The organism is Devosia sp. A369 (assembly GCF_054489345.1).
In genome coordinates, this window is the sequence record NZ_JBTMWV010000007.1 from 107,604 (window position 1) to 120,244 (window position 12,641).

The window sequence follows — 12,641 nt, forward strand, 5'->3', positions numbered from 1 at the left end:
TCGCTTCGCGGCGGATCTCCCTCCCGCCGCATCAAGCCACCTGACGCCCCATCTGGACTCCAAATATGCTTGGTGGAAAACTGGTATGGAAGGACGAAAAAGAAGTCAACATACAATAATCCGCAACTTGTATGACGACTCCGCGCGCGCGTGTGGCGCATAAACAAAAACGCCGCCGGCGGGAGCCAGCGGCGTTGAGAGTATCGGGCTGGATCAGCCGTCAGATATGGATGGCGCCATCGCCCAGCGACAGCGCGGCTTCGCGCACCGCTTCCGACAGGGTCGGATGGGCGTGGGTCGAGCGGGCCAGATCTTCGGCGGCGCCGGAAAATTCCATCAGCACCACCAGTTCGTGGATCATTTCGCCGGCATTCTTGCCGACGATATGGGCGCCCAGCACGCGGTCGGTTTCGACATCGGCGAGGATTTTGACAAAACCCTGCGTCGCCAGCATCGCCTTGGCGCGGCCATTGGCGGTGAAGGGGAATTTGCCGATCTTGTAGTCGATACCTTCGGCCTTCAGCTCGTCCTCGGTCTTGCCCACCGTGGCGATTTCCGGATTGGTGTAAACCACCGCCGGCATGACGGCGTAGTTCACATGGCCGGCTTGGCCATTGAGGATTTCGGCGACGGCAATGCCCTCATCCTCGGCCTTGTGCGCCAGCATCGGGCCGGTGATCACGTCGCCAATGGCATAGATGCCATCCACCGAGGTCTTATATTGTGCATCGACGCGGACGCGGCCGCGCTCGTCCAGCGCCACGCCGACAATGTCGAGGCCCAGCCCTTCGGTGAACGGCTTGCGGCCGATGGCGACCAGCGCCACGTCAGCGTCGAGCAGTTCCATGTCGCCGCCCTTGGCCGGTTCGACCCGGACCTTGAGCGAGCCGTCGTCCTGCTTGTCGATGCCGGCAACCTTGCTGGAGAGCTTGAACTCCATGCCCTGCTTCTGCAGCATGCGCTGGAACTGGCGGGCCACTTCGCTATCCATGCCCGGCAGGATGCGGTCGAGATATTCGACCACGGTGACCTGGCTGCCCAGCCGGGCCCAGACCGAACCCAGCTCGAGCCCGATCACGCCGGCGCCGATCACCAGCAGCCTGGCCGGCACCTTGTCCAGCGTCAGCGCGCCGGTCGAGGAGACGACGGTCTTTTCATCGATATCGATGCCCGGCAGGCCGGCCGAGACCGAGCCGGTGGCAATGACGATGTTCTTGGTTTCATATTCGCTGGCTGCGCCGGTCTGCGGCGTCACCAGCACCTTGCCGGGCGACACGATGGTGCCGATGCCGCGCAGCGTGGTGATCTTGTTCTTCTTGAACAGATAATCCACCCCGCCGACATTGGCGGCGACCGTTTCGGTCTTGTGGTTCATCATCTGCGGCAGGTTCAGCACCGGCGTCGGGATATCGATGCCCAGCGCCTTGAAGCCATGTCCGGCCTCTTCGAACAGCTCGGAAGCATGCAGCAGGGCCTTGGAGGGGATGCAGCCGACATTGAGGCAGGTGCCGCCCAGCGTTGGCCACTTCTCCACAACGGCAACCTTCATCCCAAGCTGCGCTGCCCGGATCGCCGCGACATAGCCGCCCGGACCCGAGCCGATGATGATGAGGTCGAACGCGTCTGCCATGGAAAGCCCCGAAACTGGTTAGTGTTGCTGCGCCAGTGCCACGCGCACGGCAAGCGGAATGACTGTAATGCCAGTGCTCGGAATAAACCACCAGCCATGGCAGGAAAAGCCCCGCCACCGGAAGCATATCTAATCAATCGCGCGGCAAAAGCGAAGCCGGCCAAAAGCATGAGGCGGCGTATTACTCCGAGGCGATGGCCTGGGCCTTGCCAAGCGCCGTCGGCAGCTGCTTGTCGATATCGAGCGCCCCATTGTCGATCTGCTCGAGCAGGCCCCGGCAGAACAGATTCTTGTCCGGCGCTTGATTGTAGGCACTCATGATCTGGGTGCCGCCATAGGTTTCGGCGGCCTGCTGCTGGCCCTCGGCGGCGCCGCCCAGCCGGGCGATCACCCGGTCGGCCAGATCGAGAAAGCCGATATTGCGCAGATACCAATTGTCGTTGGCGCTCTTATAGGCGGGGTCGAGCCCGGTGGTCTCGTAGCAATGGGTGGTCATGGCCGAGACGATGGCCTGCGAGCCATGAAATGCCATCAATTCGCCGATCAACTCGGCGTCGCCCGCGCCCTGTGCGGCGGCGGGGATCAGTGCGGCGAGCCAGATGACAGCGGGAAAAACCAGGGATCGCAACAGGCGCACTACTCTTTAAAAAACGCGATAACAGAGGGTGTGATGTGCGGCACGCGCGTTAACAGACTGTTAGCATCGCACTTAACCCACATCACGATCCTGCTAACAAAAAGGGGCCCGCCGTAGCGGACCCCAATTCATGTCACCGCAATGCGGCAAAACTAGAGGTCGAGCACCAGACGCTCGGGTGCTTCAAGGCTTTCCTTGACGCGCACCAGGAAGGTCACGGCTTCCTTGCCGTCGACGATCCGGTGGTCGTAGCTCAGTGCCAGATACATCATCGGACGGATGACGATCTGACCGCCGACCACTACGGGCCGCTCCTGGATCTTGTGCATGCCCAGAATACCCGACTGCGGGGCATTGAGGATCGGCGTCGACATCAGCGAGCCATAAACGCCACCATTGGAGATGGTGAAGGTGCCGCCCTGCATGTCGGCCATCGACAGCTGACCGTCGCGGGCCTTCTTGCCGAGCGCGTTGATCGACTTCTCGATATCGGCAATCGACATCTGGTCAGCATCGCGCACCACCGGCACGACGAGGCCCTTTTCGGTGCCCACAGCCACGCCGATATGGGCGTAGTTCTTGTAGATCAGGTCATCGCCATCGATCTCGGCATTGACCGAGGGGATTTCCTTGAGGGCGTGCACCACGGCCTTGGTGAAAAAGCCCATGAAGCCGAGCTTGACGCCGTGCTTCTTCTCGAACAGTTCCTTGTAGGACGCGCGCAGGTCCATCACCGGCTTCATGTCCACCTCGTTGAAGGTGGTCAGCATGGCGGCGGTGTTCTGGGCATCCTTGAGGCGGCGGGCGATGGTCAGGCGCAGGCGGGTCATGCGGACCCGCTCTTCGCGGCTCGCATCATCGGCAGCAACCGGACCACGCGGAGCCGGCGCCTTGGGGGCTTCGGCCTTGGCCACCGGAGCGGTAGCAGCAGCCGGCGCGGCGACAGGCTTGGCCAGGGTCGACAGCACGTCTTCCTTGAGCACCTGACCGCGCTTGCCCGAACCAGCGACATCGCCAGCGGCAAGGCCGCTTTCATTGATCAGCTTCTGCGCCGACGGGGCCGGCGCCATGGTGGTGGTGGCAGGCTTGACCGGCTCGGGACCGGCAGCATTGGCAGCGGGAACCTCGGCCTTGGCCGGGGTCGGCGCGGCAGCAGCCGGAGCCGCAGCAAAGACGGCACCAGCCCCACCGATGGCGCCGAGCAGCGCGCCGACATCCACCGTCTCGCCCGGCTGGACGGCGATGGCTTCGAGCACGCCGGAAGCCGGCGCAGGAACTTCGATGGTCACCTTGTCGGTTTCCAGTTCGACGATGGGCTCATCGGCGGTGACAGTGTCACCCACCTTCTTGAACCACTGACCAATCGTTGCCTCGGTGACGCTTTCGCCAAGAGTGGGGACGCGGATTTCAGTCGACATTGTTTGGTCCTTTTAGCTGCCGAGGGCTTCGTCGAGGAAGGCCTGCAGTTGGGCGAGATGGGTCCGCATCAGACCCGTGGCAGTGGAGGCCGAAGCCGGACGACCGGTATAGCGCACGCGCTGGCCGGTACGGCCCATCTGGTCGAAGACCCACTCAACATAGGGCTGAATGAAGGCCCAGGCACCCATATTCTTGGGCTCTTCCTGACACCAGATGATCTCGGCATTCTGGAAGCGGCTCAATTCGTCCAGCAGCGCCTTGGCCGGGAACGGATAGAGCTGCTCGATGCGCAGCAGATAGACATCGTTGATGCCCTTCTTCTCGCGATCTTCCAGCAGGTCGTAATAGACCTTGCCGGTGCACAGCACGACGCGACGGATCTTGTCGTCGCCCACCAGCTTGGTGGTCGTCTTGGGCACGCCCGGCGCTTCGGCATCGTCCCACAGCAGACGATGGAAGCAGGAATCCGGCCCCAGTTCGACCAGCCCCGAGGTGGCACGCTTGTGGCGCAGCAGGCTCTTGGGCGTCATCAGGATCAGCGGCTTGCGGAAGTCGCGGGTCACCTGCCGGCGCAGGATGTGGAAATAGTTGGCCGGCGTGGTGCAGTTGGCGACCTGCATATTGTCTTCGGCGCAGAGCTGCAGGAACCGCTCGGGACGCGCCGAGGAATGCTCCGGGCCCTGCCCTTCATAGCCATGCGGCAACAGCATCACGAGGCCCGACATGCGGAACCACTTGCGCTCGCCCGAGCTGATGAACTGGTCGATCACCACCTGGGCGCCGTTGACGAAGTCACCGAACTGGGCTTCCCAGATGGTCAGCGCCTTGGGCTCCGCCAGCGAGTAGCCATATTCGAACCCGAGCACCGCCTCTTCGGACAGCATCGAGTTGATGACCTCATAGCGGCTCTGGTCCGGCGCGAGGTTGTTGAGCGGGGTATAGCTCTTGTTGTCGACGAGCTGATCATTCAGCACCGAATGGCGCTGGCTGAAGGTCCCGCGTTCCACGTCCTGACCGCTGAGGCGCACCGGATGACCATCGGTCACCAGCGTGCCAAGGGCCAAGGCCTCCGCCGTCGCCCAATCAATGCCTTCGCCGGACTGGATCGCCGCCAGGCGGTTATCCATGAAGCGCTTGACCGTACGGTGGACGTTGAAGCCTTCCGGCACGCGGGTCAGCGCGGTGCCGATCGCGGTCAGACGGTCCATCTCGACCCCGGAAGTGCCGCGACGCGGCCCTTCCTGATCGGCCTGACGGAAATCCTTCCAGGCGCCATCAAGCCAGTCGGCCTTGTTCGGACGATAGTCCTGCCCGGCCTCGAACTCGCGTTCGAGCGTGGCGCGCCAATCGGCCTTGAGCTTGTCGACCTCGGCCGCCGTCAGCAGGCCTTCGCCCACCAGCTTGTCCGAATACAGCTCCAGCGTCGTCTTGTGCGAGCGGATCTTGGAGTACATCAGCGGCTGGGTGAAGCTGGGCTCGTCGCCTTCGTTGTGGCCGAAGCGGCGATAGCAGAACATGTCGATGACGACCGGCTTGCCGAACTTCTGGCGATATTCCACCGCCACCTTGGCGGCGAACACCACGGCTTCCGGGTCATCCCCGTTGACGTGGAACACCGGCGCTTCGATCATCTTGGCGACGTCGGTCGGATAGGGCGACGAACGCGAATACATCGGCGAAGTGGTGAAGCCGATCTGGTTGTTGATCACGAAGTGGATCGAACCACCCGTGCGGTGCCCTTTGAGGCCCGACAGGCCCAGGCACTCGGCGATCACGCCCTGCCCGGCAAAGGCGGCATCGCCATGGATCAGCAGTGGCAGCACCATGGAGCGGTCGGGACGACCGTCCTGGTCCATGTTGACCAGCTTGCCATCGGGCGAAATATGCTGGTCCTGTTTGGCGCGGGACTTGCCCAGCACCACCGGATCAACGATTTCGAGATGGCTCGGATTGGCGGTCAGCGACAGGTGAACCTTGTTGCCGTCGAACTCGCGGTCAGACGAGGCACCCAGGTGGTACTTCACGTCGCCCGAACCCTCGACGTCGTCGGGGTAGAAGGCGCCGCCCTTGAATTCGTGGAACAGCGCGCGGTGCGGCTTGGCCATCACCTGAGTCAGCACGTTGAGACGCCCGCGGTGAGCCATGCCCAGCACGATGTCCTTGATGCCCAGGGCACCGCCGCGCTTGATGATCTGCTCAAGCGCCGGAATGGTGGATTCGCTGCCATCAAGGCCGAAGCGCTTGGTGCCGGTATATTTGACGTCGATGAACTTCTCGAAGCCTTCGGCCTCGATCAGCTTGGACAGGATCGCCTTCTTGCCCTCGGGCGTGAAGGTGATTTCCTTGTCCGGGCCTTCGATGCGTTCCTGAATCCACTGCTTGGCCTCAGGATCGGACATGTGCATGAATTCGATGCCGACGGTGCCGCAATAGGTGCGGCGCAGGATCGCCAGCATCTCGGGAAGGGTCGCGTATTCAAGACCGAGATAGTTGTCGATGAAGATCTTGCGGCTGTAATCGGCCTCGGTGAAGCCGTAGCTGCCCGGATCGAGTTCCGGCGCCGGCTCTTCTTCCATCATCTTGAGCGGATCGAGATCGGCATGCAGATGCCCGCGCATGCGGTAGGCGCGGATCATCATGATGGCGCGGATCGAGTCGCGGGTCGCCTGCATCACGTCGGCGACGCTGGTCTTGGCGACGCCGAGCGCCTCGGCCTTTTTGGCGATGGCCTTCTCGGCCTTGACGGCAATGTCGCCCCAGTCACCATCCAGCGCGCTGATCAGCTCGCCCTTGGCGCTCTGCGGCCAGTCCGCCCGGCCCCAGCTGGGACCTTCGGCGTTCTGCTCGGCAACGCCGTCGCCGTCGCCGAGTTTGGAGAAGAAGCTCTGCCAGGTCTCATCCACGCTGGACGGATCGGTCCGGTAGCGGGCATAGAGCTGCTCGATGTAGTCGGCGTTCCCACCATAGAGGAACGAGGTCAGCAAGAACGTGTCGTTCTTTTCCTGTCGTGTCATCGCGTTTTTATGCGAGGCCCACGCCCCGCCATCCTTCTCAATGAACCGGCCTGCGGCCTGATCTCAACAGTCACAATTTTCGGGGATAGTGACTGCATATCCTTTGTATCTTGTTAAGACTTGCGGCGCCGCCACCCGGCGCCGCCGCTCATCTAATCGTGATCTGCGCAGCATCGCCGGGAGGCGAAAGCACGGCAGACTTAGCCCTTGAGCAGTTCGCTCAGGGTGCGGCCGATTCGGGCCGGCGACTTCGACATGCGGATGCCCGCAGCTTCCATCGCGGCAATCTTGTCTTCCGCCCCGCCCTTACCGCCTGAAATTACGGCGCCAGCATGACCCATGGTGCGACCCGGAGGTGCAGTGAGGCCAGCGATGAAGCCAGCCATCGGCTTGCTGCGGCCGCGCTTGGCTTCATCGATCAGGAACTGGGCGGCGTCTTCTTCAGCCGAACCACCGATTTCGCCGATCATGATGATCGACTTGGTGGCTTCGTCAGCGAGGAACATTTCCAGCATGTCGATGAATTCGGTGCCCTTGACCGGGTCGCCGCCGATACCGACAGCGGTGGTCTGGCCCAGGCCTTCATTGGTGGTCTGGAACACGGCTTCATAGGTAAGAGTGCCGGAGCGCGAAACAATGCCCACCGAACCCTTGGAGAAGATCGAGCCCGGCATGATGCCGATCTTGCATTCTTCCGGCGTCAGCACGCCCGGGCAGTTCGGGCCAAGCAGGCGCGACTTGGACTTGGCCAGCTTGGCCTTGACCCGCACCATATCGAGCACCGGAATACCTTCGGTGATGCAGACGATCAGCGGGATTTCCGCGTCGATGGCTTCTTCGATGGCAGCGGCAGCGCCCGGAGGCGGCACATAGATCACCGAAGCATTGGCGCCAGTGCGTTCCTTGCCCTCGGCTACCGAGGCAAAGATCGGCAGCTGGGTGCCATCAACGCCCGACGACCAGGACTCGCCGCCCTTCTTAGGATGGGTGCCACCGACCATCTTGGTGCCGTAATAGGCCAGTGCCTGCTCGGTATGGAAGGTGCCGGTCTTGCCGGTCAGGCCCTGAACGAGAACCTTGGTGTCTTTATTGACGAGAATCGACATTGGTTTGGTCTCTCTTGCAGGGCGTTAGGCAGCGGACTTGACGGCAGCGACGATTTTCTGCGCCGCGTCATCGAGGTCATCAGCGGAGATGACGTTGAGGCCGGACTGATTGAGGATGGCCTTGCCTTCCTTGACGTTGGTGCCTTCGAGACGCACCACCAGCGGCACCTGCAGGCCGACTTCCTTGACCGCAGCGATCACGCCTTCGGCAATGACGTCGCAGCGCATGATGCCGCCGAAGATGTTGACCAGGATGCCCTTCACCGCCGGATCGGCCGTGATGATCTTGAACGCCGCCGTCACCTTCTCCTTGGAGGCACCGCCACCAACGTCGAGAAAGTTTGCCGGCTCGGCGCCGTAGAGCTTGATGATGTCCATGGTGGACATGGCCAGACCGGCGCCATTGACCATGCAGCCGATATTGCCGTCGAGGGCGACATAGGCGAGATCATACTTCGAGGCTTCGATTTCCTTGGCGTCTTCCTCGGAGAGGTCACGCAGGGGCTTCAGCTCGTCGTGGCGGAAGGCGGCATTGTTGTCGAAGCTGACCTTGGCGTCGAGCACGCGCAGGTGACCATCGGTCAGCACGATCAGCGGGTTCACTTCCAACAGGCTCATGTCGGTTTCGGTGAACGCCTTGTAGAGGATCGGGAACAGCGTGGTGGCATCGGCCTTGGCATCGCCATCGAGCGCCAGCGCGCCAACGATGGTGGCCACATCGGCTGCGGTCACGCCGGTGTCCGGATCGATATCGACGGTGATGATCTTTTCCGGCGTGTGCTCGGCCACGGCCTCGATGTCCATGCCGCCTTCGGTGGAAACCACGAAGGAGACCCGGCCGCTCTCACGATTGACCAGCAGCGAGCAATACAGCTCGCGGGCAATGTCGGCGCCGTCTTCGATATAGAGGCGATTGACCTGCTTGCCGGCGTCGCCGGTCTGCTTGGTCACCAGCGTGTTGCCCAGCATTTCCTTGGAGAAGGCCACGACCTCGTCGATGGTCTTGGCGAGACGCACGCCGCCCTTGGAATCGGGGCCGAGCTCCTTGAACTTGCCCTTGCCGCGCCCACCGGCGTGGATCTGGCTCTTGACCACATAGAGCGGACCCGGCAGCGACTGGGCAGCCGCAGCAGCGTCGTCGGCCGAGAAGATCGCCACGCCCGCCGCAACCGGCGCGCCATACGACTTCAGCAGCTCTTTGGCCTGATGTTCATGGATGTTCATTCAAAGTCCCCTTTATGGGTGAAATTCTGCTGCCCGACTGGTAGCCCGGGCCATTCAGTCTGCCGCCCCTCCCCCTACGGGGAGGAGACGACAATCCGACGTAAAATGTGCGGTTACGCCAGCTTGGGCGCGATTTTCTTGCAGGCGTCGATCAGGCCTTCGACCGAGGCAACCGACTTGTCGAATGCCTTCTGCTCCGCCGAGTTCAGCGAAATCTCGATGACCTTCTCGGCGCCACCGGCGCCGATGACCACCGGCACGCCGACATAGGTGCCCTTCACGCCATACTGGCCATCCAGATAGGCGGCAGCGGGCAGCACGCGCTTCTTGTCCTTGAGGTAGCTCTCGGCCATGGCGATGGCCGAAGTGGCAGGAGCGTAGAAGGCCGAACCGGTCTTGAGCAGGCCGACGATCTCGGCGCCGCCATCGCGGGTGCGCTGGATGATTTCTTCGAGGCGCTCCTTGCTCATCCAGCCCATCTTGACGATGTCGGTGAGCGGGATGCCGGCGACGGTCGAGTAGCGGGCCAGCGGCACCATGGTGTCGCCATGGCCGCCCATCACGAAGGCATTGACGTCCTGAACGGACACGCCAAGCTCGTCGGCGATGAAATGGCAGAAACGCGAGCTGTCCAGCACGCCGGCCATGCCGATCACCTTGTTGGTGGGCAGGCCAGAGAACTTCTGCAGCGCCCAGACCATCGCGTCGAGCGGGTTAGTGATGCAGATGACGAAGGCGTCCTTGGCATATTTGGCAATGCCTGCGCCTACCTGCTCCATCACCTTGAGGTTGATTTCGAGCAGGTCGTCGCGGCTCATGCCCGGCTTGCGCGGCACGCCGGCGGTGACGATGACCACGTCAGCGCCCGCCAGATCTTCGTATTTGGAGGTGCCGGTGATGCGGGCGTCATAGCCCTCTACCGGAGCCGACTGGGAGATATCGAGCGCCTTGCCCTGGGGCACCCCGTCAACGATATCGAACAATACGATGTCGCCGAGGTCCTTGAGAGCGGCGAGATGGGCGAGCGTACCGCCAATCTGACCCGAGCCGATAAGAGCGATCTTCTTGCGCGCCATAAGTCTTCATCCCAGACTGCGTTGAATTGGCGCACCTCTTAGCCCCCCACGTCATGAGGGGCAAGTGAACCGTTCGTCTAAAGGGCGGATTGGGCCTTGCTGATGGGCGAAGGGGTGGTGCCGATTGGGCAAGCTTCGAGCCCTCCCAAAGGGAAAATCGCTCCAGTGGAGCGATTTTAGGCGAGAAGGCCATGCGGGCTACGCCCGAATGGCGGTCCCTTTGATGCCACAGCCGCCGCGTCGGGGTTGGGTCAGTTCACCGCGTCGCTCGGGGTGTCGCGCAGGGCTTTTTCCAGATATTCCTCGGACTGCATCTCGGTCAGCCGGGAGATTGTGCGCTGGAATTCAAAGGCGGTGCGCTGGTCGTGCCCCAGTTGTTCCAGCGGCACGGCAAAGCTGGCGCCCAGCTTGACGCCGCGATCATAGAGATTGTCGATCAGCAGGATGAAGCGCTTGGCCGCATCCGATTTGGTGCGATCCATCTGCGGCACGCCATCGATGATGATCGAATCGAACTGATGGGCGATGCGGACGAAATCGCGCGAGCCGAGCGGCTTTTCGCAGAGATCGGCAAAGTTGAAGCGCGCTGCGCCCATGGCGACCAGCGGCACGACGATTTTCCGTCCGATGCTGTCCACAACGCCGGGCGCCCCAGGCTCGCCGCCGGTGATGCGCAGCCACAGCCGGTCCATTTCGGCGCGGGCGTCAGGTCCTGTCCCGAAGGCATAGACATGCTGACCGGCAAATTTCATCCGCCGATAGTCCCGCTCTGCCGGCAGCGCCGCGATCACGGTATATTGCTTGAGCAGCGCGATGAACGGCAGGAAAAGCTGCCGGTTGAGGCCATCGCGGTAGAGATCGTCGGGCAGCACATTGGACGTCGCCACAAGCGTCACGCCATGGGCGAACAGCTTGTCGAACAGCCGATACAGCAGCATGGCATTGGTGATGTCATGCACGTGAAATTCATCGAGGCACAGCAGGCGCAGGCCCGACCTGAGCAACGGTTTGACCACGGCTTCCACCGGATCGGCATCCTTGCCCTTGGCGCTCTTGCGGAACGCCGCCATGCCGGCATGGATGGAGTCCATGAATTCGTGGAAATGCACCCGCCGCTTCTGTTTGATCGGCACTGCGGCAAAGAACAGGTCCATCAGCATGGTCTTGCCGCGCCCCACCTCGCCATGGAGATAGAGCCCGCGCACTGGCTCGGGCTTGAAGAACTTGCCCAACAGCCGCCGGGGCCGTTCGGCGACAAGCCCGGCCAGCACAGTATCGAGCAGCGCCGCGGCGTCGCGCTGCGCCGGATCGGCCTGCAAGACGCCACGCGCCGCCAAATCCGCATAGGCGGCGCTGACGGGGGCGGTGCTACCGGCCGGAATGGAAGCCTGGGAGTTCAAGGATGCGAATTCTCAAAGTGGACCTCATCGCGAGCGGACGAGGTCGGGGCACAATTGTGGCGTGACCGCGTGGTGGCTCACCATGAGGTCGGCTGCACATGTGCGGAAAGCGGCGGCAAAAAGCAAGAAGCCGGCCTGTCGGCCGGCTTCCGCAATGACTTAGCGCGACATGGAGATGGCCTGGCCACCGCCCATGGTGCCGATATAGCGGCCGCCGCTGGGGGCGAGGAAGGCCGCGATATTGCCGTTCTCATCATAAAGCTGGAGCTGGCTGCCGACCTGCTGCCAGCCGGCGACCGAAGCGATCTGCGGCACGGTGCAGCCCGGGGCCGACGCGCGGTAGTAGCTGGTGCCGGTTTTGGAGGTCATCGGCAGGTTGATGCGGCAGGTGGCGGCGCCAGCCACCACGTTCCAGGTGCCTTCAGGGCCGGCACTCATGCCGCCCGCGACGGGCTGGGCCAGCGGATCGAGCGAGACGATGGAGCTGCCCGGATTGGCGCTGGGCAGGCTGGCAATACCGGTCGAGTTGGCCGGAACGCCGCCCAGAATAGGCTGGCCCGACAGGCCCGGTGCCGGAGTGCCGGTGGCGCCAATGGCCGGCAGGGTACCCTGCTGCACCGTCGAACTCTGCACCGGCTGCAACTGCGATGGCGCGCCGATCGTGTTGAGGTTGGCTGTATTGGAACCGGTGGACTGGCACGCTGCCAGCACGACGGCGATTGCCACCACGCCTACCGCGGACAACGATCCGCGCATCCAATCCATCATGAGAGAGCTCCTGCCCTAAGGCTTAATTTTTGTTAACAGCTTGGCTGGCTTATAGCTAAGGACCGCGCTGCGTTCAACCGCACCAGTACAGCAAGCCTGACCAATGTGGCAGTTTTTAGGGGGTAGAATCGGCCATTTCCTTGAGCAACTCTACCACCAGAACAGTTGCATCCGCCGCTTCGTCTTCCGGCACCTGCACCGGAACCCCTTCGGGACCGAACAGATTCGACACCCCGGGCAAGCCGCCATCGCCCTGTTCGAGCGGGTGGAACCCATAGGCCCGCAACGCCACGGCCAATGCCATGGCCTGCGGAACGTTCTTGGCTTGCGCGATGATCTGGTAGTCCATGCCGGCCTCCATGTTGGC

The 12,641-nt window shown here is 62.7% G+C and carries 10 protein-coding genes; all 10 read right to left on the minus strand.

The features are described from left to right. Positions 1 to 220 precede the first annotated feature (220 nt). The 10 genes from lpdA to ACX3OZ_RS11225 all read right to left on the minus strand — a co-directional run bounded on the left by lpdA (position 221) and on the right by ACX3OZ_RS11225 (position 12,623). Positions 221 to 1,630, minus strand: coding sequence for a dihydrolipoyl dehydrogenase (gene lpdA / locus ACX3OZ_RS11180; protein WP_459095886.1), 1,410 nt, complete (start codon positions 1,628 to 1,630; stop codon positions 221 to 223). 181 nt (positions 1,631 to 1,811) lie between these two features. Beyond that, a complete protein-coding gene (locus ACX3OZ_RS11185; RefSeq protein WP_459095885.1) occupies positions 1,812 to 2,258 on the minus strand; it encodes a hypothetical protein in 447 nt (148 codons plus the stop codon). A gap of 161 nt (positions 2,259 to 2,419) precedes the next feature. Continuing rightward, positions 2,420 to 3,685, minus strand: coding sequence for a 2-oxoglutarate dehydrogenase complex dihydrolipoyllysine-residue succinyltransferase (gene odhB, locus ACX3OZ_RS11190; protein ID WP_459104516.1), 1,266 nt, complete (start codon positions 3,683 to 3,685; stop codon positions 2,420 to 2,422). A gap of 12 nt (positions 3,686 to 3,697) precedes the next feature. Next, the gene (locus ACX3OZ_RS11195) at positions 3,698 to 6,700 is read right to left on the minus strand and encodes a 2-oxoglutarate dehydrogenase E1 component (protein ID WP_459095883.1); all 3,003 of its coding nucleotides are present in this window, start codon (positions 6,698 to 6,700) and stop codon (positions 3,698 to 3,700) included. Positions 6,701 to 6,900: 200 nt separating this feature from the next. Further along, positions 6,901 to 7,806, minus strand: coding sequence for a succinate--CoA ligase subunit alpha (gene sucD, locus ACX3OZ_RS11200; protein ID WP_459095882.1), 906 nt, complete (start codon positions 7,804 to 7,806; stop codon positions 6,901 to 6,903). A gap of 24 nt (positions 7,807 to 7,830) precedes the next feature. Then, entirely contained in the window at positions 7,831 to 9,030 is a 1,200-nt protein-coding gene (gene sucC / locus ACX3OZ_RS11205) for an ADP-forming succinate--CoA ligase subunit beta (protein WP_459095881.1), read from the minus strand. 113 nt (positions 9,031 to 9,143) lie between these two features. Continuing rightward, positions 9,144 to 10,106: a malate dehydrogenase gene (mdh, locus tag ACX3OZ_RS11210; protein WP_459095880.1), complete on the minus strand. Its 963-nt coding sequence runs from the start codon at positions 10,104 to 10,106 to the stop codon at positions 9,144 to 9,146. A gap of 251 nt (positions 10,107 to 10,357) precedes the next feature. Then, positions 10,358 to 11,506: a cell division protein ZapE gene (gene zapE, locus ACX3OZ_RS11215; protein ID WP_459095879.1), complete on the minus strand. Its 1,149-nt coding sequence runs from the start codon at positions 11,504 to 11,506 to the stop codon at positions 10,358 to 10,360. Positions 11,507 to 11,665: 159 nt separating this feature from the next. Beyond that, positions 11,666 to 12,274, minus strand: a complete 609-nt coding sequence (locus tag ACX3OZ_RS11220) for an AprI/Inh family metalloprotease inhibitor (RefSeq protein WP_459095878.1) — start codon at positions 12,272 to 12,274, stop codon at positions 11,666 to 11,668. 115 nt (positions 12,275 to 12,389) lie between these two features. Beyond that, positions 12,390 to 12,623 (minus strand): hypothetical protein, encoded by a 234-nt coding sequence (locus tag ACX3OZ_RS11225; protein WP_459095877.1) that lies wholly within the window; start codon positions 12,621 to 12,623, stop codon positions 12,390 to 12,392. Positions 12,624 to 12,641 lie beyond the last annotated feature (18 nt).